This window comes from Knoellia sp. B-D-2 (assembly GCF_057714695.1).
In genome coordinates, this window is sequence record NZ_CM173189.1 from 1,064,142 (window position 1) to 1,085,269 (window position 21,128).

General features: G+C 72.1%; 23 protein-coding genes and 1 tRNA gene. 12 read left to right on the plus strand and 12 right to left on the minus strand.

Going from position 1 to position 21,128, the window contains the following annotated elements; translation table 11 throughout:
- Positions 1-44: 44 nt before the first annotated feature.
- Positions 45-539: a nuclear transport factor 2 family protein gene (locus tag AC3EU2_RS05135; protein WP_488178644.1), complete on the minus strand. Its 495-nt coding sequence runs from the start codon at positions 537-539 to the stop codon at positions 45-47.
- Positions 540-696: 157 nt separating this feature from the next.
- On the opposite strand from AC3EU2_RS05135, the gene AC3EU2_RS05140 reads away from it, so the two are divergent.
- The 5 genes from AC3EU2_RS05140 (at position 697) to AC3EU2_RS05160 (ending at position 6,587) form a co-directional block, all read left to right on the plus strand.
- On the plus strand, positions 697-1,680 hold the full coding sequence (locus AC3EU2_RS05140) for an ABC transporter ATP-binding protein (protein WP_488178645.1): 984 nt from the start codon (positions 697-699) through the stop codon (positions 1,678-1,680).
- Positions 1,677-2,420 carry an ABC transporter permease gene (locus AC3EU2_RS05145; RefSeq protein WP_488178646.1) on the plus strand — a complete coding sequence of 248 codons (744 nt, stop codon included), beginning with the start codon at positions 1,677-1,679 and terminating at the stop codon, positions 2,418-2,420. The genes AC3EU2_RS05140 and AC3EU2_RS05145 overlap by 4 nt, the downstream gene beginning before the upstream one ends.
- Before the next feature lie 197 nt (positions 2,421-2,617).
- Complete coding sequence (gene acs, locus AC3EU2_RS05150; protein ID WP_488178647.1) at positions 2,618-4,597, plus strand: acetate--CoA ligase; 1,980 nt, start codon at positions 2,618-2,620, stop codon at positions 4,595-4,597.
- Positions 4,598-4,792: 195 nt separating this feature from the next.
- Positions 4,793-6,151: a Na+/H+ antiporter NhaA gene (nhaA, locus tag AC3EU2_RS05155; protein ID WP_488178648.1), complete on the plus strand. Its 1,359-nt coding sequence runs from the start codon at positions 4,793-4,795 to the stop codon at positions 6,149-6,151.
- Positions 6,152-6,200: 49 nt separating this feature from the next.
- Positions 6,201-6,587, plus strand: coding sequence for a phage holin family protein (locus AC3EU2_RS05160; protein WP_488178649.1), 387 nt, complete (start codon positions 6,201-6,203; stop codon positions 6,585-6,587).
- A 240-nt stretch (positions 6,588-6,827) separates the two neighbouring features.
- Here the strand turns inward: AC3EU2_RS05160 and AC3EU2_RS05165 are convergent, their stop codons facing one another.
- On the minus strand, positions 6,828-7,493 hold the full coding sequence (locus AC3EU2_RS05165) for an NUDIX hydrolase (protein WP_488178650.1): 666 nt from the start codon (positions 7,491-7,493) through the stop codon (positions 6,828-6,830).
- The gene (gene nth, locus AC3EU2_RS05170) at positions 7,490-8,275 is read right to left on the minus strand and encodes an endonuclease III (RefSeq protein WP_488178651.1); all 786 of its coding nucleotides are present in this window, start codon (positions 8,273-8,275) and stop codon (positions 7,490-7,492) included. Before nth ends, AC3EU2_RS05165 begins: the two co-directional genes overlap by 4 nt.
- Before the next feature lie 80 nt (positions 8,276-8,355).
- Between nth and AC3EU2_RS05175 the strand changes: the two genes are divergently transcribed.
- Entirely contained in the window at positions 8,356-9,033 is a 678-nt protein-coding gene (locus tag AC3EU2_RS05175; protein ID WP_488178652.1) for a Crp/Fnr family transcriptional regulator, read from the plus strand.
- Positions 9,034-9,045: 12 nt separating this feature from the next.
- On the opposite strand, the gene AC3EU2_RS05180 is transcribed toward AC3EU2_RS05175, so the two are convergent.
- Positions 9,046-9,843 (minus strand): MBL fold metallo-hydrolase, encoded by a 798-nt coding sequence (locus AC3EU2_RS05180; protein WP_488178653.1) that lies wholly within the window; start codon positions 9,841-9,843, stop codon positions 9,046-9,048.
- Positions 9,844-10,020: 177 nt separating this feature from the next.
- Here AC3EU2_RS05180 and AC3EU2_RS05185 point away from each other — a divergent pair, with 177 nt between their 5' ends.
- Positions 10,021-10,911, plus strand: coding sequence for a DUF559 domain-containing protein (locus AC3EU2_RS05185; RefSeq protein WP_488178654.1), 891 nt, complete (start codon positions 10,021-10,023; stop codon positions 10,909-10,911).
- Positions 10,912-11,020: 109 nt separating this feature from the next.
- On the opposite strand, the gene AC3EU2_RS05190 is transcribed toward AC3EU2_RS05185, so the two are convergent.
- Genes AC3EU2_RS05190 through AC3EU2_RS05210 form a run of 5 tightly spaced genes read right to left on the minus strand, consistent with a single transcriptional unit; the run spans position 11,021 to position 13,155 of the window.
- On the minus strand, positions 11,021-11,719 hold the full coding sequence (locus AC3EU2_RS05190) for an NUDIX hydrolase (RefSeq protein WP_488178655.1): 699 nt from the start codon (positions 11,717-11,719) through the stop codon (positions 11,021-11,023).
- A gap of 9 nt (positions 11,720-11,728) precedes the next feature.
- A complete protein-coding gene (locus AC3EU2_RS05195) occupies positions 11,729-12,202 on the minus strand; it encodes a RidA family protein (protein ID WP_488178656.1) in 474 nt (157 codons plus the stop codon).
- A 2-nt stretch (positions 12,203-12,204) separates the two neighbouring features.
- Positions 12,205-12,363 (minus strand): Sp36 family protein, encoded by a 159-nt coding sequence (gene sp36, locus AC3EU2_RS05200; protein ID WP_156996655.1) that lies wholly within the window; start codon positions 12,361-12,363, stop codon positions 12,205-12,207.
- A 27-nt stretch (positions 12,364-12,390) separates the two neighbouring features.
- The gene (locus AC3EU2_RS05205; RefSeq protein WP_488178657.1) at positions 12,391-12,939 is read right to left on the minus strand and encodes a hypothetical protein; all 549 of its coding nucleotides are present in this window, start codon (positions 12,937-12,939) and stop codon (positions 12,391-12,393) included.
- A gap of 6 nt (positions 12,940-12,945) precedes the next feature.
- Positions 12,946-13,155, minus strand: coding sequence for a helix-turn-helix domain-containing protein (locus tag AC3EU2_RS05210; protein WP_488178658.1), 210 nt, complete (start codon positions 13,153-13,155; stop codon positions 12,946-12,948).
- A 92-nt stretch (positions 13,156-13,247) separates the two neighbouring features.
- Between AC3EU2_RS05210 and bagA the strand changes: the two genes are divergently transcribed.
- Both bagA and bagB read left to right on the plus strand, forming a co-directional pair.
- Positions 13,248-14,261, plus strand: coding sequence for an ATPase BagA (bagA, locus tag AC3EU2_RS05215; protein ID WP_488178659.1), 1,014 nt, complete (start codon positions 13,248-13,250; stop codon positions 14,259-14,261).
- The gene (gene bagB / locus AC3EU2_RS05220) at positions 14,261-15,421 is read left to right on the plus strand and encodes an ATPase BagB (RefSeq protein ID WP_488178660.1); all 1,161 of its coding nucleotides are present in this window, start codon (positions 14,261-14,263) and stop codon (positions 15,419-15,421) included. Before bagA ends, bagB begins: the two co-directional genes overlap by 1 nt.
- Positions 15,422-15,493: 72 nt before the next feature.
- Here the strand turns inward: bagB and AC3EU2_RS05225 are convergent, their stop codons facing one another.
- On the minus strand, positions 15,494-15,808 hold the full coding sequence (locus tag AC3EU2_RS05225; RefSeq protein WP_488178661.1) for a WhiB family transcriptional regulator: 315 nt from the start codon (positions 15,806-15,808) through the stop codon (positions 15,494-15,496).
- Between the two features lie 209 nt (positions 15,809-16,017).
- On the opposite strand from AC3EU2_RS05225, the gene AC3EU2_RS05230 reads away from it, so the two are divergent.
- Positions 16,018-18,471, plus strand: a complete 2,454-nt coding sequence (locus AC3EU2_RS05230) for a transglycosylase domain-containing protein (protein WP_488178662.1) — start codon at positions 16,018-16,020, stop codon at positions 18,469-18,471.
- Positions 18,472-18,480: 9 nt separating this feature from the next.
- Here AC3EU2_RS05230 and AC3EU2_RS05235 read toward each other — a convergent pair whose 3' ends face one another.
- Positions 18,481-18,942, minus strand: a complete 462-nt coding sequence (locus AC3EU2_RS05235) for a GatB/YqeY domain-containing protein (protein ID WP_488178663.1) — start codon at positions 18,940-18,942, stop codon at positions 18,481-18,483.
- A gap of 42 nt (positions 18,943-18,984) precedes the next feature.
- Here AC3EU2_RS05235 and AC3EU2_RS05240 point away from each other — a divergent pair, with 42 nt between their 5' ends.
- Positions 18,985-19,920 (plus strand): metallophosphoesterase, encoded by a 936-nt coding sequence (locus AC3EU2_RS05240; protein WP_488178664.1) that lies wholly within the window; start codon positions 18,985-18,987, stop codon positions 19,918-19,920.
- Here the strand turns inward: AC3EU2_RS05240 and AC3EU2_RS05245 are convergent.
- Positions 19,901-20,905 carry a hypothetical protein gene (locus AC3EU2_RS05245; protein ID WP_488178665.1) on the minus strand — a complete coding sequence of 335 codons (1,005 nt, stop codon included), beginning with the start codon at positions 20,903-20,905 and terminating at the stop codon, positions 19,901-19,903. The two genes, AC3EU2_RS05240 and AC3EU2_RS05245, sit on opposite strands and share 20 nt — an antisense overlap.
- A 94-nt stretch (positions 20,906-20,999) precedes the next feature.
- Here AC3EU2_RS05245 and AC3EU2_RS05250 point away from each other — a divergent pair.
- Positions 21,000-21,076: transfer RNA gene (locus AC3EU2_RS05250), tRNA-Pro, on the plus strand.
- The last annotated feature ends 52 nt before the right edge of the window (positions 21,077-21,128 follow it).

Below are 21,128 nucleotides of genomic sequence, written 5' to 3' on the forward strand. Positions count from 1 at the left end.
AGGGACGGCATACGGCGCAATTTGTCCACCGGGTTCCGCGGCGTTCAGGCGCCGTCCTGCCTCACGCCGCGCACGTAGATGCTGACGACCGTGTCCGGCCGGGTCCAGTGCTCGGGGTGCACCGGGGTGATCTGCGCCCGGAGGCAGCGCCAGCCGACCTCGGTGCGGAGATAGGTGTCGGTGTAGCGGGACGCTCGCGGAACCTCCACGCCGTCGACGACGACGACGAAGCAGTTCGTCGCGCTCACGAGGGCCACGTCGCCGACCACGGTGATCTGCTCGTCGCGGGTCTCCCAGTAGGGGATGACGTCCGGATCGAACCCGGTCGCCCACCCCCGCAGGTAGGCCGCGCGGTCCAGGGTCGAGCCGTCGCTCTGGATGGTGAGGAAGTCCGGGTGGAGCAGGGCGTCGTGGGCGGCGACGTCGTTGGTGACGAAGTGGTGGATGAAGCGGGCGTTGAGCTCGCGCAGGTCGGCGCGAGCCCGTGGGGACGCGGGGCGGGTCGGGCGGCCCGTGGTGGCAGCGGCGTCGGCGGTCATGGTTCGTGACCCTTTCGGCAGGTGGTGTGCCGCTCAGCCTCGACGGTGCACCTGTCGTCGACCTGTCACGTGCCGTATGCCGTCCGCCCACCGGAGGCGGACCGCGAGGGCCGGATCGTCCGAGGCGGGCCCGCGACATGCGGCATGCTCAAGGTCCATGGGCGTGATCGAGGTACGCGGTCTGCGCAAGCGCTACGGCGACGTCGTGGCCGTCGACGGCATCGACCTCGACGTGGCCGAGGGCGAGATCCTCGGCGTCCTCGGACCCAACGGCTCCGGCAAGACGACGACGGTCGAGTGCATCGCCGGCCTCCGCCGACCCGACTCGGGGACCGTGCGGGTCGCCGGGCTCGACCCCGCACGGGACCGGGGCAGCATCACGCCGGTCCTGGGCGTCCAGCTGCAGGAGGCCGGGCTGCAGCCGAAGCTCACGGTCCGCGAGGCCCTCGGGCTCTACGCGTCGTTCTACCGCCACCCCGTCGACGGGATCGCCCTGGCCACCCGCCTCGGCCTCGGCGAGAAGCTCGACGCCCGCTACGGGAAGCTCTCGGGCGGTCAACAGCAACGCCTCGCCATCGCCCTCGCACTCGTGGGGCGGCCGCGCATCGCCCTCCTCGACGAGCTGACCACCGGGCTCGACCCGAGGTCTCGGCACACGGTGTGGGGCGTGGTCGAGAGCGCCCGTGCCCACGGCATGACGATCGTCCTCGTCACGCACTTCATGGAGGAGGCGCGCCACCTCTGTGACCGCGTCGCGCTGGTCGATCACGGCCGGATCACGGCCCTCGACACCCCCGACGGACTCATCGGTCGCACCACCGCCCCGACGATGATGAGCTTCGCCGCACCCGACGGACTCGACCTCGCAGCCCTGGCCACCCTCGCGGGCGTGGCCACCGCTCGGCGGCGCGAGGGCGGCCGCGTCGAGCTCGCTCTCGACGACGACGCGATCCTCGACGTCCTCGGCTGGCTCGCCGCCCAGGAGGTCCGCCCCGGGCGGCTGCGCGTCGTCGACTCCACGCTCGACGACGCCTTCCTCGACCTCACCGCACCCGCACCCGCACCCGCACCCGCACCCGCACCCGCACCCGCACCCGACCCTGCCCACGACCCTGCCCACGACGCCGAGGGCACGTCATGAGCTCGCCGACCTCCGCGCTCATCCGCACCGAGCTCACGCTCTTCCTCCGCGAACCCGGCGCCCTCTTCTGGATCCTCGCGTTCCCGAGCCTGCTCCTCGTCCTGCTCGGCCTCGTCCCGGCGATGCAGGAGCCCATCGAGGAGCTCGACGGCGTCCGGCTCATCGCGCTGTACGTCCCCATCTGCATCCTCCTGGCGATGCTCTTCGCCGGGGTCTCGACGATGCCCGTCGTGCTGGCGACCTATCGGGAGCACCGCATCCTGCGCCGGATCGCGACCACTCCCGCCCGCGCCAGCGGCGTGCTCCTCGCGCAGTTCGCGATCCATGGCGGGGCGGCGATCGTGGGCGGCGCCCTCGCGCTGGTGCTCGCCCGGGTGGTCCACGACGTCCCGCTGCCCGGGGATGCCGTCGCCTACCTCCTCGTCCTGCTTCTCGTCCTCGCCGTCTGCCTGGCCATCGGCGCGCTCATCGCGGGAGTCGCGGGCACGGCGAAGGTCGCCACGACCCTCGGCACGATCCTCGTCTTCCCCCTCATGTTCACGGCCGGGGTGTGGCTGCCCGTCCAGGCGATGCCCGGCCTCCTCGGTGACATCGTCTCCCTGACCCCGCTCGGCGCGGCCGTCCTCGCGCTGCAGGAGGCGGCTCGCGGTTTCGCGCCCTCGTGGCAGCACCTCGCGGTGATCAGCACCTGGCTCGTCGCCCTCTGGGGGCTCGCGCTCCGCCTGTTCCGCTGGGAGTGAGCCGGACGGCATACGCCGTCCGGGGGTGTGCCGTCCGCCCCGGGTCCGGTCCGCCGTCCGCTCGTCGCACGTCGTGACGCCGCTGGCCGCAGGGCACCCACCTCCTGTCGACGGCGGACCGGCCCGGTGTTGATGCGCGAGGGCAGACGCGGTTGGCTGGGTGCAGCGCCGCCATCCCCAACGACGAGGAGCCTGCTGTGACCGACGAGAACCTCTCCAGCCACCTGGCCGAGCTCGACCTGTCCCCCAGCGAGGAGATCGCCTCGAGGGCCAACGGCACCGAGGACCTCTACGCCGAGGCCGACGCCGACTACGAGGCCTTCTGGGCCAGGCAGGCCCGCGAGCGCCTCACGTGGAGCACGGACTTCGACACCACGCTCGACTGGAGCGAGGCCCCGTTCGCGAAGTGGTTCGTCGGCGGCGAGCTCAACGTCGCGTACAACTGCGTCGACCGCCACGTCGAGGCCGGCAACGGTGACCGCGTGGCGATCCACTTCGAGGGTGAGGGCGGGGACACCCGCACCATCACCTACGCCCAGCTCCAGGACGACGTCTGCCGCACGGCCAACGCCCTCACCGAGCTCGGCGTCACCAAGGGCGACCGTGTCGCCGTGTACCTCCCGATGATTCCCGAGGCCATCGCGACGCTGCTGGCGTGCGCTCGCCTCGGCGCCCCGCACTCGGTGATCTTCGGCGGCTTCTCGGCCGAGGCCCTGCGCACCCGCATCGACGACGCCGAGGCCAAGGTCGTCGTCACGGCCGACGGCCAGTGGCGCCGCGGCAAGGCCGCCCCGCTCAAGCCCGCGGTGGACGCCGCCCTCGAGGGTGGCAGCACGTCCGTCGAGAAGGTCCTCGTCGTCAAGCGGACCGAGTCCGACATCGCGTGGACCGAGGGCCGCGACATCTGGTGGCACGACCTCGTCGACGGCCAGAGCACCGAGCACACGGCCCAGCCGATGGAGTCCGAGCACCCGCTCTTCATCCTCTACACGTCCGGCACCACGGGGAAGCCGAAGGGCATCTTCCACACGACGGCCGGCTACCTGGCCCAGGCGGCATACACGAACTCCGTCGTCCACGACGTCCACCCGGAGAGCGACGTCTACTGGTGCACCGCGGACATCGGCTGGGTCACCGGCCACTCCTACATCGTCTACGGTCCGCTCGCCAACGGCGCGACGCAGGTGCTCTACGAGGGCACGCCCGACACCCCGCACCAGGGCCGGTGGTGGGAGCTCGTCGAGAAGTACAAGGTCTCGATCCTCTACACCGCGCCCACGGCGATCCGCACGTTCATGAAGTGGGGCGACGACATCCCCGCGAAGTTCGACCTGTCCTCGGTCCGCGTGCTCGGGTCGGTCGGCGAGCCGATCAACCCCGAGGCCTGGCTCTGGTACCGCAAGAACATCGGCGGCGAGAAGGCCCCGATCGTCGACACGTGGTGGCAGACCGAGACCGGCGGGATCATGATCAGCCCCCTGCCCGGCGTGACCACCCTCGAGCCCGGCTCGGCGCAGCGGCCGATCCCCGGCATCAGCGCCGAGATCCTCGACGACGACGGCAAGCCGTTCACGGAGGCCGACAAGGTCGGCTACCTCGTGCTCACCAAACCGTGGCCCGGCATGCTCCGCGGCATCTGGGGCGACCCCGAGCGCTACAAGGAGACCTACTGGAGCCGGTTCGGCGAGAAGTACTACTTCGCCGGTGACGGCGCGAAGTACGACCAGAAGGGCAACATCTGGCTCCTCGGTCGCGTCGACGACGTCATGAACGTCTCGGGCCACCGCCTCTCCACGGCCGAGATCGAGTCGGCCCTCGTGTCGCACCCGGCGGTCGCCGAGGCTGCCGTCGTGGGCGCGTCCGACGAGACGACCGGCCAGGCCGTCGTCGCCTTCGCGATCCTGCGCTCGGAGTACGTCGAGCGCGCGGACGAGGAGGGCGAGGGCGCCGACCTCGTCAAGGAGCTGCGCGACCACGTCGCCAAGGAGATCGGCCCGATCGCCAAGCCCCGCTCGATCATGATCGTCGCCGAGCTGCCCAAGACGCGGTCCGGCAAGATCATGCGCCGCCTGCTCAAGGACGTCGCCGAGAACCGTGAGGTCGGCGACGTGACGACGCTGGCCGACTCCTCGGTGATGAACCTCATCTCCCAGGGCATGAAGGCTCCGTCCGACTGAGCCCTCGCTCGGCCCGGTGCCGGGACGAGCAGCCGTCGACGAGGCGAGCACCTGCGGGTGCTCGCCTCGTCACGTCCTGCTCGCCTCGCCTCGTCGCGCTGGCCCGGCTCGCTGTCGCCGCGCGGTCGGTAGAGTGGCCCGCAGGTGCGCCGGGAAGTCTGGTCGGCAACGACGCCGTCGACCCCGGAAGGCCCCATGAGCACCCCCACCCCCTCGCGTGACCGGCTCTTCCGACGGCCGTCGTGGCCCGAGGCCCAGACGGTCACCCGGGCCCTGCGCACCGAGACGGTCGGTGGCGCGATCCTCCTCGTGGCCGCGCTCGTCGCCCTCGTCTGGGCCAACTCGCCGTGGCGTGAGGCGTATGCCGGCCTGCGCGACACCCGGGTGGGGTACGAGCCCTGGCACCTCGAGCTGTCGCTGGGGCAGTGGGCCGCCGACGGCCTGCTCGCCGTGTTCTTCTTCGTCGCCGGGCTCGAGCTCAAGCGCGAGTTCCTCGTCGGCGACCTGCGCTCCCCCGCCCGGGCCGCCGTCCCCGTGGTCGCGGCCGCCGCCGGGGTCGCGGTACCGGCCCTGGTCTTCACCGCGACGGTCCTGCTGGCCGGGGACGACGGGGAGGCGCTGCGCGGCTGGGCCATCCCGACGGCGACCGACATCGCCTTCGCCCTCGCGGTGCTGGCGGTGATCGGGTCGCACCTGCCCTCGGGCCTGCGCTCGTTCCTCCTCACCCTCGCGGTCGTCGACGACCTCATCGCGATCACGATCATCGCGATCTTCTACACCCAGGGGTTCGGACTCGTGGCCCTGCTGTCGGCGCTGGTGCCGCTGGCCGTCTTCGCGTTCCTCGTCCAGCGACGGGTCGTCGTCTGGTGGCTGCTCGTCCCGCTGGCGTTCGCGACGTGGGCCCTGGTCCACGCGTCGGGGATCCACGCCACCGTCGCGGGTGTGCTCCTGGGTCTCGTCGTCCCGGTGCGGCCGCGCGCCTCGGTCCCTGCCATCTCGACGTTGCCGGCGCGAACCGACGTCGCCCACCGCCTCGAGCACCGGCTGCGGCCGCTGTCGGCCGGCTTCGCCGTCCCCGTCTTCGCCTTCTTCGCCTCGGGGGTCACGGTCGTCGGCGGCGGGTTCACGGACGCGCTGCGGGACCCGGTCGCCATCGGCGTCGTCCTGGGGCTCGTCGTCGGCAAGGTCGTCGGAGTCCTCGGCAGCACCTGGCTCCTGGCCCGGTTCACCCGCGCCGAGCTCGACGACGACCTCGCCTGGAGCGACGTCGTCGGCCTGTCCCTGCTCACCGGCGTCGGCTTCACGGTCTCGCTGCTCGTCGGCGAGCTCGCCTTCGGCAGCGGGAGCGAGCGCGACGAGCACGCCAAGATCGCCGTCATCGCCGGCTCCCTCCTCGCCGCGCTGTTCGCCGCGGCGGTCCTGCGGCGCCGCAACGCCGTGTACCGCCGGATCCAGCTCGAGGACGAGGTCGACCACGACGCCGACGGGGTTCCCGACGCCTTCGGGGAGCGTGGCACCCGGACGGACCACATAGAGCCCGGCCCCACTGGGTAAGGTCGGGCCAAGTCGCTTTGCCCCCTCTTGACCTGCGAAGGTGAACAGCATGACAACCCAGACCGGACCCGAGCGGACCGTCGGCCAGCTCGTCGCGGACGCCACCCACGACGTGCAGGGCATCGTCCGCAGCGAGATCGCGCTGGCCAAGGCCGAGGTGTCCTCGGGCGCCAAGGTCATGGGCAAGGGTGCCGGGCTGCTCGGTGGGGCGGCGTTCCTGGGCCTGCTCGGCCTCATCTTCCTGTTCCACACCCTCGCGCGGGTCCTCGACATCTGGCTGCCGATCTCGGCGAGCTACGGCATCGTCACGCTCATCCTCTTCGTCGTCGCCGGCGTGCTCGGCCTCCTCGGCAAGAAGGCCCTCGAGCAGGCCAAGCCCGCCCCGTCGCGCGCCATCGCCGAGGCCAAGCAGACGATGGCCACGCTCAAGTCCTGACCTCCACCCGCGCGCGCAGCGTCCCCTTCCGCAGCGTCCGCAACCTTGGTCGGGTTCTCGACCACCTTTGCGGACGCTGACAGCGCGGACTTGCGCAGCGTCCGCAACCTTGGTCGCCTTCCCGACCACGTTTGCGGACGCTGACAGCGCGGACTTCCGCAGCGTCCGCAACCTTGGTCAGGTTCTCGACCACGTTTGCGGACGCTGACAGCGCGGGGCGCGACGCGAGGCGTATGCCGGTCAGCGGCTGTTGCGGAGCCAGTCCGACAGGATGTGCTCGGGGATCGGTCGCTCGACGCGCGGGTCCCACGCCCGGCTGAGGCCGGCGAGGTCGAGCACCGCGCCGAGCAGCATCGCGGTGAAGCCCCAGACGAAGAGGCCACTGGCCTCGAAGCCGGGCCCGCTGTAGCCCGACGGGTGGACCACGGTGAAGCGTCGCGCCGGGTCGACGAGCTCGGTCAGCGGAACCCGCTCGACCTGCGCCACCTCGGCGGGGTCGACGACCCGCACGGTCCCCGGCGTCGGCCACCAGCCGAGGACCGGGGTGACCGCGTTGCCGCTCGGCGTGAGGAACAGCGGCGGCATCGACCCGACGACGTCGACGCTCGCGGGTTCGATGCCGACCTCCTCGTGCGCCTCGCGCAGGGCCGCATCCACGGGCCCGGCGTCGGTCGGGTCGACCCGCCCGCCCGGGAACGAGACCTGGCCGGGATGGGCACGTAGGTCGCGCGAGCGGGCCGTGAGCACCACGTCGGTCCCGCCGTCGTCGGTGGGGCCGAAGAGCATGAGCACCGCGGAGCGGCGCTCCGGGTCGACCGGGGGGGCGAAGATCTCGAAGGCCTCCGGCTGTTCGCGTTCGACCTCCGACATCACCCGCTCGAGCCAGGCCGGGCGGGCAGCGCTCACGCCGACGCCCCACGCTGCTCGCCGGGCAGCGGCCCCGGGGGCGGGTCGGGCAGCTCGGCGCCGGGGGCCAGCTCGTACTTGAGCAGAGTCAACGCGACCCGGGGGTCGGTCTCGCCCTCGCCGTAGGACGGGCAGAGACGCGCCACCGGGCAGGCCCCGCACGCCGGCCGTCGGGCGTGGCAGGTCCGACGCCCGTGGAAGATGAGGACGTGGCTGAGCATGACCCAGTCCTTGCGCGGGAAGAGCGCACCGACCTCGTGCTCGACCTTGACCGGGTCGGTCTCCTCGGTCCAGCCGAAGCGTCGCGCCAGCCGGCCGAAGTGGGTGTCGACGGTGATCCCCGGAACCCCGAACGCGTTGCCGAGGACGACATTGGCCGTCTTGCGCCCGACCCCGGGCAGGGTGACGAGGTCCTTGAGCCGCCCCGGGACCTCACCGCCGAAGCGGTCGACGAGGGCCTGGCCCAGCGTGATGACGGAGTTCGTCTTGGCCCGGAAGAAGCCAGTGGGCTTGAGGACCTCCTCCATCTGCGTCCGGTCGGCGGCCGCGAGCGCCGCCGCCGACGGCCACCGTGAAAACACCTCTGGCGTCACCCTGTTGACGGTGACGTCGGTCGTCTGCGCCGAGAGCACCGTGGCGACGAGCAGCTGCAGCGGGGACGTGAAGTCGAGCTCGGCGTGTGCGTAGGGGTAGCGCTCCACCAGCGCGCGGTAGATCCGGCGGGCCCGGCGCGTGCGCGCGACCGGTGACTCTGCGGCATACGCGGCGGTGGTGACAGGCACGCACTCCAGACTACGACGCCGCACCGACGGGCCGCCGTCGGCACCGTCGTCGTCGTCAGGGGGCATGGCACACTGTGCGCGTGGACCACGACGTCGTGCGCAAAGCCCCGCTCTTCGCCGCCCTCGATGACGAGACGGCCGACAGCCTCATCGCCTCGATGACGCTGCAGCACATGGAGCGCGGTGACGTCCTGTTCCACGAGGGCGACGCCGGCGACCGGCTCTACGTCATCGGCGAGGGCAAGATCAAGCTCGGCCGCTCGTCCGCGGACGGCCGCGAGAACCTCCTCGCGATCCTCGGCCCGGGTGAGATGTTCGGCGAGCTCAGCCTCTTCGACCCGGGCGCCCGCACGGCGACCGCGACCGCCGTCGCCGAGACCCAGGTCGTCGGGCTGACCCACGACCAGCTCAAGGCGTTCCTCGCCGACCGCCCCGACGCCGCCTCGACGCTGCTCGCCGCGCTCGCGCGCCGGCTGCGGCGCACCAACGAGTCACTCGCCGACCTCGTCTTCACCGACGTCCCCGGCCGCGTCGCCAAGGCGCTCATCGACCTCGCCGGACGCTTCGGCCGGCCGGTCGACGGCGGTGTCATGGTGAGCCACGACCTCACCCAGGAGGAGCTCGCCCAGCTCGTCGGCGCCTCCCGTGAGACGGTCAACAAGGCGCTCGCCGACTTCGCGACCCGGGGGTGGCTGCGGCTCGAGGCGCGCGCCGTCCTCGTCCAGGACATGGAGCGGCTGCAGCGCCGAGCCCGCTGACCCGCCGGTGCGTCAGTGGCGCGCGCCGAGGTGGTCGAGCTGCGCGCGGATGCTCATCCGCGCCGCCGGCCACACCTCGCGCGGCACCTCCGCGTAGACCCGGGTGAGCACGCCCTCGACCGGGTCGGCCTCGGTGGCCGCACCGTCGGCGAGGGCCTGGCGGACCTGCTCGAGACGCTCCTGCCGGTGCGTGCGGTAGTACGCCACCATCGCCGAGGCGTCCGGCACCACGGGACCGTGACCCGGCAGGATCGCGCTCACCTCGCCGTTGCCGGTGAGGTCGGCGATGCGCTCCAACGACGCGAGGTATGCCGCGAGCTCACCGTCCGGGTGCGCGACCACCGTGGTGCCCCGGCCGAGCACGGTGTCGCCGGTGAGCAGCGCATGGTCGGCGGCGAGGGCGAACGAGACGGAGTCGGACGTGTGGCCGGGGGTCGCGACGACCCGCAGCTCCAGCGACCCGGCTCGCAGGACGTCACCGTCGGCGAGGTCGTCGTGCCCGCGACCGACCGCGCGGATGCGTGAGCCGGTGAGCTCGGCGAACCGCGGCGCCGCCTCGGCGTGGTCGTGGTGACCGTGCGTGAGGATCGTCTCCGTGACGCGCGCCCCCGCGTCGGCGACCACGCGGCGCACCCGCTGCAGGTGGCCCTCGTCCAGCGGCCCGGGGTCGATGACGAGCGCCTCCGTCGACCCCGGCTCGAGGAGGACCCACGTGTTGGTGCCGTCGAGCGTCATCGGACCGGGGTTCGGCGCGAGGACGCAGTGCGCCCGCGTCGTGACCTTCCCACTGCTCCATGCCGCCTCGGCCATGCGCCCCACCTTGCCACTCCCGGCTCGGGCACGCCGCGCGGCAATCACGAGTGTCGCCGCAGGCTGGGCGCACCACGGTGCGGCCGACACCGCGGCGCCCCGTCGTCTGCCGCGCGCCGTGCCCGCGCCTGTGGATGACCCGACGGCCGCGGCGCCCGGTGCGGGCACGCTGCGAGGGTGACGGTGGCGGAGACGATCTCGACGCACGGCGGGTGGTGCGCCTGGCGGGACCTCCGCGCCGCGCACTCGCGCCGATCCATCGAGAAGGCCCTGCGTGAGGCCACGATCATCAGGGTCGCCCGCGACCGCTACACGCTCCCGACCACGGTCTCCGCCACCCTCGAGGCGATCCGGGTCGGGGGCACGGTGAGCCACCTCAGCGCTGCCCTGCTCCACGGCTGGCCCGTCAAGACCGTCCCCGACCGGACCTGGGTCACCGTCCCCCGGCGGCGTGGAGCGCTGCGCGTCGAGGTGGGCCCGGTGCACCTCCACCACGGTGACCTGACCCGCGACGAACGCGAGCACCGGGTCACCACCGCGCTGCGTACGGTCCTCGACTGCGCGCGCACCTTGCCGTTCGACGAGGCGCTCGCCGTCGCCGACTCGGCGCTGAGCTCGCGCAAGGTCCACCGGAGCGAGCTGAGGGAGGCCGCCGCCCGAGCACGCGGACCGGGGTCGGCAGGAATCCGCCGGGTGGCGGCTCACGCTAATCACGGGGCGGCCAACCCCCTCGAGTCGGTGCTGAGGGCCCTGACCCTCGACGTGGGGCTGGTGATGACGCCGCAGCTCGAGGTCGCCGAGTCCGGGATGTACGCCAAGGTCGATCTGGGCAACGAGGAGCTGCGGCTGATCATCGAGGCCGAGGGCTACGAGACCCACGGGACCCGCAAGGGGCTGCGCCGCGACTGCCGACGCCACACCGAGTTCGCCGTCTTCGGCTGGACGTCGCTGCGCTACGCCTACGAGGACGTGATGTACGAGCAGGACTGGGTGCGGTGGAGCCTGCGGTCGTGGCAGGACACCCTGTCCGGCCGCGTCCCGGCAGGGCCGCCACGACGCGCCGGCTGAGCACCCCGCGCGGCAACCACCATCCGAGGTGCCTCCGGAGGTCTCTCGTCAGCACGCCCCCGGCTGTGCTGGACGCCATCGCCGCGCACCGTGCCCGCAGGCTCGGGCGTCAAGGAAGGTCGGAGCGCATCACGAGACGGTCGCCGAGGTCGACGAGGACGGGTTCGATCCGCGTGATCGCCGGCCGGTCGGCGAGGAAGTCCGCGACCGAACCGAACGCCGCCAGCTGCTCGAGCGCCACCACCGTCGGCGGCAGCATCACCGCCCGACCCTCCTCGTATGCCGCGAGGAGACGGTGCGGGAGGACCCAGGCGTCGTGGTCGGTCTCGGTCGTCGTGCCGAGCGCCTCCTGTCCCTGCGGGAGACGGGCCGCGAAGAACCACGTGTCGTAGCGCCGCTTCTCGAACGGCGGGGTGACCCAGTGCGCGCGAACGACGAGGTCGCGAACGTCCAGCCGCAGGCCGCACTCCTCCTGGACCTCGCGCACCGCGGCCGCGACCAGGGGTCGAGCGGCCTCGGGGTCGACCCCCATCGACGCCGCCAGGGCCGTGACGGCGGCCGGGTCGAGCTCGGCGGCGGCGTCCTCGTCGTCGACCCCGCCACCGGGGAAGACGTGCATCGACGGAGCGAAGGCCATCGTCGGCACGCGGCGCTGCACGAAGACCGACGGACCCTCAGGGGTGTCGCGGACGACGAGCACGGTCGCCGCACCTCGCGGCACGAGCCCGTCGTGGGGCTCGGCCAGCCAGGCGCGCGCCGTCTCCTCCCACGAGGCCGAGCGCGGGGCAGCGAACTCGCGGGACGGCATACGGAGTCGTCAGTCGGCGACGTGGACGATGACCTCGACCTCGACGGGTGCGTCGAGGGGGAGGACCGCGACCCCGACGGCGGACCGGGCGTGGACGCCCTTGTCGCCGAAGGCGTGGCCGAACAGCTCGCTGGCTCCGTTGATGACGCCGGGCTGGCCGGTGAACGCCGGGTCGGAGGCGACGAACCCGACGACCTTGACGACCCGCTCGACCTTGTCGAGGTCACCGACGACCGACTTCACCGCGGCGATGGCGTTGAGGGCACAGAGCTGGGCGAGCTCCTTGGCACGCTCGGGCGAGACGTGGCCCTCGCCCGTGCCGACCTTGCCGGTGTCGGCGAGCGCGCCGGACACCATGGGCAGCTGGCCGGAGGTGAAGACCCGCGACCCGTCCCGGACGGCCGGGACGTAGGCCGCGACGGGCGGCGCGACGTCGGGCACCGTGAGACCGAGCTCGGCCAGGCGGTCCTCGACGGCGCTCATCGTCAGGCTCCCCTCGGGCGCTTGAAATAGGCCACGAGACCGTTGCCGTCCGGACCCGTGAGGACCTGGACGAGCTCCCAGCCGTCCTCGCCCCACTGGTCGAGGATCTGCTTGGTCGCGTGGATCATGAGCGGCACCGTTGCGTACTCCCACTTCTGCATGCCGACCACCCTAGTGCTGCCCACCTGTCAGGCAGTTCGCCGCCGTGAGCGTTCGAGAGCGCTGCGCAGCTCGGCGACGTCGACGCGGTGGCGGGTCAGCGTGGCGGTGAGGTCGCGGTCGGCAACCCGGAGCAGGCCCAGCGCGACATGGGTGGTCTCGATGCCGGAGTCCTGAAGTCGGAGGCACTCGCGCAGGGACAGCTCGAGAGTCGTCCTGGCGCCCCGTGAGAACCCCACGTGTCCCGCGTTCCGGCGCCGGAACAGCCCTCTGGTGCGGGCGGCTCCACTCTCGAGCGAACCCGAGCCGAACGTCGACTCGACCGCCTCGCGGATGGACCCGAGGTCCACCCCGATGCTCTGCAGCGCCTCCGCGTCCCGAGGGCCCAGCGGGCGCTCGCCGGCGAGGGCGCCCGCGTCGAGCCCTCGCTGGACGAAGACGTCGGCCGCGGCATCGTCACCAGCGACGACCGCCCGGAGCAGGTGCGTCGCCGTGACCTCCGCCGCCTGCTCCGAACGCGCCAGTCGTTGTGCGTCGACCACGACCCGGCGAGCGCCTTGGCTGAACCTCTCGAACATCTCTTCTCACCTTCGCGAGTGCTTGCGGTGGACGGTCTGCTTGGTGACCCCGAGGGCTGCGGCGATGTCCTGCCACGACCACCCCTGCTGGCGGGCGCGGTCGACGTGGAGGACCTCGAGCTGCTCGAGGAGGCGCCGGAGCGCAGCCACGGCCCGAAGCCCGGTGGACGGGTCGTCGCTGTCGAGCTGGTCGACGAGGTGGCCTGGACGGGTCATGGTGTCAGCATATGCTGACGGAAGCGAGGGCGTCAACACATGCTGACGACCCCCCGGGACCGAAGGGTCGACCGTCCTCCTACTCTGGGTGCGTGCCCACTGACGCCCTCGCCGACCTCGCGGCGGCCCGACTCCACGTCGTCACCGGCAAGGGGGGAGTCGGCAAGACCACGGTCGCCGCGTCGCTCGCCCTCGCGCTGGCCAGCACCGGGAAGCGCGTTCTCCTCATCGAGGTCGAGGGCCGCCAGGGCCTGTCCCAGACGTTCGACGTCGCGCCTCTGGGCGTCGAGGAGGTGCGGCTCGTCGCGCACCACAGCGGCGGCGAGCTGTGGGGCCTGTCGATCGACGCCAAGGCCGCCCTCCTGGAGTACCTCCAGCTCTTCTACAAGCTCGGCCGCGCCGGCTCGGCCCTGGAGAAGGTCGGTGCCATCGACTTCGCCACGACCATCGCACCCGGCGTGCGCGACGTCCTCCTCACCGGCAAGGTCTACGAGGCCGCCGGTCGCCCCCGGGGCGGCCGCGGCTCCAAGCAGCGCGGACTGCACTACGACGCGCTCGTGCTCGACGCGCCACCGACCGGGCGCGCCGTGCGCTTCCTCAACGTCAACGCCGGGCTGGCCGACGTCGCCAAGGTCGGGCCGATCCGCTCGCAGGCCGACTCGATCACCGGCATGCTCCGCGACGCGCGGACCCTCGTGCACATGGTCACGCTGCTCGAGGAGATGCCGGTCCAGGAGAGCCTCGACGGGCTGCGCGACCTCGCCGCCGCCGGGCTCCACCTCGGCGCGATCATCGTCAACCAGATCCGCGAGCCCCACCTCTCCCCCGCGCACCTCACCGCGCTCGCCGGCAGCGACGACGACCTCGACGAGACGCTGCGCGCAGAGCTGACGAGCGCGGGGCTGCGCCCCACCGGCCCCATGGTCAAGGGCCTGGTGAGCGAGGGTCGCGACCACGCCCTGCGCCTCACCCTCCAGGACGACATGGCCGCGGAGATCGCAGCCGCCGGGCGGCCGGTCATCGAGCTCGCGGCCCTCACCGACGGCGTCGAGGACGGCGGCATCGCCGTCCTCGCGGACGAGCTGCTCGAACAGGGAGTGCGCTGATGGCGGCCCGCAAGGACACCGAGCACCCCCGCCTCGAGGTCGACACCCTCCTCGCCGACCTGGGCGTCGGCATCATCGTGTGCTGCGGCTCCGGCGGGGTCGGCAAGACGACCACCGCAGCCGCCCTGGGGATCCGCGCCGCCGAGGCCGGGCGCAAGGTCGTCGTCCTGACGATCGACCCGGCCCGCCGCCTCGCGCAGGCCCTCGGGCTCACCGAGCTCGACAACACCCCCCGCCCGGTCGCCGGGGTCGACCTCGCGGCCGGTGGCTCGCTCGACGCGATGATGCTCGACATGAAGCGGACCTTCGACGAGGTCGTCGAGACGCACGCGACGCCCGACAAGGCCGAGCAGATCCTCGCCAACCCCTTCTACCAGGCGGTCTCCAGCTCGTTCGCGGGCACGCAGGAGTACATGGCGATGGAGAAGCTCGGCCAGCTGCGCTCCCAGGCCGACGCCGACGGCAGGTGGGACCTCATCGTCGTCGACACCCCGCCGTCCCGGTCCGCCCTCGACTTCCTCGACGCCCCCAAGCGGCTCGGCTCCTTCCTCGACGGGCGCTTCGTGCGCCTGCTCATGGCCCCGGCCAAGGCCGGCGGCCGCGCCTACCTCAAGGTCTTCAGCGTCGGCGTCGACCTGGCCCAACGCACCGTGAGCCGCGTCCTCGGCGGCCAGCTCCTCATGGACGTCCAGACGTTCGTCGCGGCGCTGGACACGATGTTCGGCGGCTTCCGCGAGCGGGCCGACGTCACCTATGCCCTGCTCAAGGAGGACACGACGGCCTTCGTCGTCGTCGCCTCCCCCGACCGCGACGCGCTCCGCGAGGCCGCCTTCTTCGTCGACCGGCTCGGCGCGGAACGTATGCCGCTCGCCGGGGTCGTCGTCAACCGTCTCCAGGCGCTCGGGGCCAGCGCCCTCTCGGCGTCACGCGCCGAGGACGGCGTGGAGCAGCTGCTCGAAGCCGGTGAGGGCGAGACCCTCGCGGCCGGGCTGTTGGGGCTGCACGCGGACCTCGCGTCGACGGCCGCGCGCCAGCACGGCGTCGTGTCGAGGTTCGCCGCGAACCACCCCGACGTGCCGATGGCCTCGGTGGCCGCCGCGGCCACCGACGTCCACGACCTCGACGGCCTGCGCGAGGTGGGCCGGCTGCTCGCCGGCTGAACCGGCACACGCCGAACCCGGCACACGCCGACCCGGTCCGTCCGAAAGCGGGACGGGACCGGATCGAGGCGGTCAGGCCTGCGGGCGACCCATGGACTTGCTGAGCACTCCCCGCCACGAGCGGACCTCGGGGTGGCGGCGCAGCAGCGCCCGGCGCTCCCGCTCGGTCATGCCGCCCCAGACACCGAACTCGGTGCGGTTGTCGAGGGCGTCGGAGAGGCAGTCGAGGGCGACCGGGCATCCCCGGCAGACGACCTTGGCCGCGCGCTGCTCCTTGCCCTGGACGAACAGCGCGTCGGGGTCGGTGCCCACGCAGGTTCCCCGGGTGGACCAGTCGGACGTGCTAAATGCGGCGGTGGAGCTGGATGATGCTGTCACGATCGTCATGCGTTGTGTCCCTTGGCTGAGGCCATTCCCTCCCGAATGGCGCTAAGGGAAAACTAGGCAGTGGCTGAACGCGTCACCATGACGAAAATGGGACTAGTTACATGGCTATAAAGTACTAGTTACTGCCTGGCCATGGCAAGGGCGGACGGCAGACCGGCACCCGGGTGCGCCTCGGCCGGGGCCACATCTTCGGGCGTTACCCTGCTGGCATGCCTGGCCGTGTCCACAACCTCGCCCACGTGCTCCGTCTGCTGACCGGGCTCGTCGTCCTGAGCGTCCTCATGGGCCTGCTCATGGCCGGCCTCGCCATTCCCGCGATCGGGGCCGGTGGCACCGCCACGAAGAGCGGTGTCAAGGCGTTCAACGACCTCCCCAGCGAGTTCTCGGTGTCGCCCCTCGCGCAGCAGTCCCGCATCCTCGACGCCAGCGGCAAGCTCATCGCCAACCCCTACGACGAGAACCGCATCATCGTCCCGCTGAAGAACATCTCCCCGTGGATGCAGAAGGCACAGATCGCCATCGAGGACTCGCGCTTCTACGAGCACGGCGGGCTCGACGTGCGCGGCTTCACCCGGGCGATGGTGTCGAACTTCCAGAGTGGCGACGTGCAGGGCGCCTCGACCCTCACCCAGCAGTACGTCAAGATCACGCTGCAGGAGAACGCTCTTCGCCGCGACGACAAGGACGCCGCCAAGGCCGCCGTCGCCAAGACCTACACCCGCAAGCTGCAGGAGCTCAAGTACGCCCTCGACGTCGAGCGCAACTACACGAAGGAGCAGATCCTCACCGGCTACCTCAACCTCGTCTACTACGGCGACCAGGCCTACGGCGTCGAGGCCGCAGCGCAGAACTACTTCGGCATCAGCGCCGGCAAGCTCACCCTGGTCCAGTCCGCGCTGCTCGCCGGCATCGTCCAGCAGCCGACGACCTACAACCCGGTGCAGAACCCCAAGCAGTCGCAGACCCGACGCAACGCCGTCCTCGACCGCATGCAGGTCCTCGGCATGGCCACCGCGAAGGACGTGGCCGCCGCGAAGAAGATTCCGGTCGCGAAGATGCTCGGCAACCGCAAGCCACCCAAGGGCGTCTGCCAGCGCTCGGCCGAGCCGTTCTTCTGCGCCTACATGATGGAGTACCTCCAGAAGTCGCCGCAGATGGCCGTGCTGGGCAAGACCCCGGCCGAGCGGCTCAAGAACATCAACCAGGGCGGCCTGACGATCACGACGACCCTGAACCCCACGCTCCAGAAGGCGACGCTGCGCGAGCTGACCAAGGCCGTGCCGATCGGCAACCGGAGCAACCTCGGCGCCGCGTCGACGGTCATCGAGCCCGGCACCGGCAAGATCCTCGCGATGGCCCAGTCCACCGACTTCGCCAAGAGCCAGCTCAACCTCAACGTGGACCAGCGCTACGGCGGCAGCCAGTACGGCTACCAGTTCGGGTCGACGGCCAAGACCTACGCCCTCGTCGCTGCCCTCGAGTCGGGGATGCCGCTCGACGGGACGATCAACGCGCCCTCGGCCTCCCCCGAGGACCCGCACTCGTTCACCCGCGCCGAGATGAAGGGCCGCTGCAACTCCGACAAGGACTGGTCCGTCGAGAACGACTACCGCAGCGGTGGGGAGATGTCGCTGGCCCGGGCGACCGCGGAGTCGATCAACACCGCGTTCGGTCAGCTCGTCATCGACGTCGGGTGCAAGAAGGTCCACGAAACCATGGGTCGGATGGGCGTCCACCAGGGCGACGGCAAGCCGATCTACGACTCGGTCGCCTCGATCACCCTCGGCGCCGGCACGATGACGCCGATGACCATCGCCGCGTCCTACGCCACCCTCGCCGCGCGGGGCAAGTACTGCGAGCCGACCCCCATCGCCTCGATCACCTCCGCCGGCGGCAAGCCCGTCACGGTCCCGCCGACGTCGTGCAAGCAGGTCGTCCGCGCCGACATCGCCGACGGCGTCAACGCCCTTCTCCAGGGGCCGCTGCGGGACCCCCGCGGCACCGCTGAGGGCGCGTGGGACGAGAGCCGGCCCGCGGCCGGCAAGACGGGCACGACCAACAACCACAACCAGTCCTGGTTCGTCGGCTACACCCCGCAGCGCGCCGCGTCGGTCTGGGTCGGCAACGTCATCGTGGCCAAGAACAAGCGGGGCGACCTCACCACCCTCAACGGCAAGTGCTTCGGCACCTACGGCTGCAAGCGGAGCGTCTTCGGTGGGACCATCGCCGGCCCGGTCTGGGGAGAGATCATGAAGGCCGCGACCACCGGGTTGCCCGTCCAGCAGTTCACGGCCCCGTCGGCGGCGGTCCGCAACGGCAACTACGTCCTCCTGCCGGACGTGGTCGGCAACAGCGTGGGCACCGCTCGGGCCAAGCTCGAGGCCCTGGGCTTCACGGCGAGGGTCGGCGCCTCGGTCGACAGCCAGATCGAAGAGGGCCGGGTCGCCCGGACCAGCCCGGGTGCACGTGCCCCCAAGGGCGGAACCGTGACGCTGCTCATCTCCCGGGGCTACGAGAGCACCCCGACCGCGCCGGCCCGGACGCAACCGCGCCAGACGTTCACCCAGCCCACCCCGCAGGCGACGACGCCGGTCGCTCCGGCTCCGGCTCCGACGCCCAAGGTCAAGCCGACGAAACCGGTCAAGCCGCCCAAGCGCCCCTGACCGGGGCGGTCAGCCGGCGAGGACCTTCCTGACGATCGCGGCGACGCGTCCACCGTCGGCGCGCCCGGCGATCTCGCCCTGGGACGCCTTCATCACCTGACCCATCTGCGCCATCCCCTCCGCCCCGGTCGACGCGACGGCCGCGCGGACGATGCGCTCCAGGTCGTCGTCGCCCAGCTGCTGGGGGAGGTAGGCCTCGAGCACCGCAAGCTCGGCGTCCTCGGTGGCGGCGAGCTCGGCCCGGCCCGCCCCGACATACGCCGCCGACGCCTCCTTGCGCTTCTTCGCCTCCTTGGCGATGACCTTGAGGACCTCGTCGTCGGTCAGCTCCTTGGCCTCGGTGCCCGCGACCTCGGCATTGGTGATCGCGGTCAGCGTCATCCGCAGCGTGCCCGAGCGGACCTTGTCCTGGCTGCGGATGGCGTCGTGGAGGTCACTCCGGAGAGTGGACTTGAGGGTCGAGTCGGTCATGGCCCCAGTCTCGCACCCAGCGTCAACCGGGATACTGGGCCGATGACGTCGACGACCGGGACCGTGCTCCGCTCCCTCGCCGCAGTGGTCGGCACGGGCGTCGCGTACGCCGGGCTGGTCGAGCGCAACTGGTTCGCCCTGCGCGCCGCGACCGTCCCCGTCCTGCCCCCGGGATCGGCGCCGGTGCGCGTCCTGCAGGTGAGCGACCTCCACCTCCTCCCGGGCCAGGAGCGCAAGATCCAGTGGGTGCGGCGACTGGCGGGCCTGGCGCCGGACTTCGTCGTCAACTCGGGCGACAACCTCTCGCACGTCGACGCCGTGCCGGCGCTGCTGCGGGCCATGGAACCGCTCATGGACTTCCCCGGCGCCTTCGTCCTCGGGTCCAACGACCGCTTCGCCCCGGTCCCGAAGAACCCGGCCCTCTACCTCACCCGCCGGCACGCCCGTCCCCCCAAGGGGCCGCGCGGGGACCTGCCCGTCGACGAGCTCGTCGGCGGGATGCGCGCGGGCGGCTGGTTCGACCTCGACAACGCGCGCGCCACGGTGACGATGGGCCAGCACCGCGTCGAGCTCGTCGGCGTGGACGACCCGCACATCGAGCGGGACCGGTATGCCGCCGTGTCCCGCCCCGCTGCCACCGACGTGGCGCTGACGATGGGTCTCGTGCACGCGCCCTACCAGCGCGTCCTCGACGCGATGGCGGCCGACGGCGCCGGCCTCGTCCTCGCCGGGCACACCCATGGGGGGCAGCTCGCGCTCCCGGCGTTCGGCGCGATCGTCACCAACTGCGACCTCGACCGCCGCCGCGCGAAGGGGCTCTCGCGCTGGTGGCCCGGGGCCGGCTCGGCGCCGTCGTCAGCGGCGCCCGAGGGCGCGGCATACCTTCACGTCTCGGCCGGGCTCGGGACCTCGCCCTACGCGCCCGCCCGGTTCGCCTGTCGCCCGGAGGCCACACTGCTCACCTTGGTGGGGCGCTGACCGCAGCCGGGAAGCGCTGCCGGTGGGCGGCCTCCCAGCCCGCGTCGCCCCTGCCGGCATCGACGAGCTCGCCCTGCGGGTGGTCGTCCCTGTGGAGCTGGAGCTCGAACCCGTGCCCCGGCGGCCGCGTCCGGTAGGTCGCGTCGACCGTCGGCCACACGAGAGCGCCGTCCGCGGCGGGAGCCAGCGCGCCGACCACGCCGGGGACCGCGACGGACACGCGCACCTTGCGCACACCGTCGTGGTCCTCGACGACGACCACCCGGGAGACGACGGCGCCGCCCTCCTCACCGGCATACGTCTCCTCGATCGCCACCCAGTCCCGGACCATCGCCGGCGTCAGCGGTCCGTCGGGGGCGAAGCGGGCATAGGGGCTGGTGCTCGTCTGGTACTCGACGAGGCCCCAGGACAGGTCGCCCAGACCGCTGGCGAGCACCCAGGTGAGGGAGGCGGAGACCGGCTGGTGCGACGAGATCGATGCGCTCACCGGCCGCGCGACCGGCCAGGACTGCAGCCGTATGCCGCCCGGTGGCGTCCTCGAGACCGCCGTCGCCCAGCGCTCGGCGAGGCCCTTCGTCACCGCTGCGCGACCGTAGCCGAACGACGACGTGACGGGATCGTCCTCGTCCCGGCGCTCACTCTCGTCGACGAGGACGAAGTCGTCGTACTCGGTGCCGTGGTCGACCTCGTCCACCTCGCGACGGATGTCGTCGACGAGGTCCTCGACCCGGCTCGGCGCGGTGCCGGGGGCCAGCGTCACCTGGAGGCGCTGGTCCCCCGAGTTGCCGAGGCTGCGCGCGGTGAACGACGCGTCGACCGCACGCACGCCGGGAAGGCGCGACACCGCCGCGCTGACGGCGGCCTCGTCGGGCGTGGGCTGGCTGCACCCGGAGAGCGACGCGACGGCCCCGAACGAGACCGCTCCTGCCACCGCTCCTGCCGCCGCGCGCAGCGCGGCTCGGCCGACCCCCCTGCTGGACCCCATAGGCACAGCATGCCCGGTGGTGATCGGATTTCAGGAGGGGGGCAGGCGTCGGTTATCCTCGGGTGTCGCTGTGCCGGAAGGTGCCGCGAACTGCCGGGGTGTGGCGCAGCTTGGTAGCGCGCTTCGTTCGGGACGAAGAGGTCGCAGGTTCAAATCCTGTCACCCCGACCAGCAGTGGAAAGCCCCTGACCAGCAGAGATGCGGGTCGGGGGCTTTCTCGTCC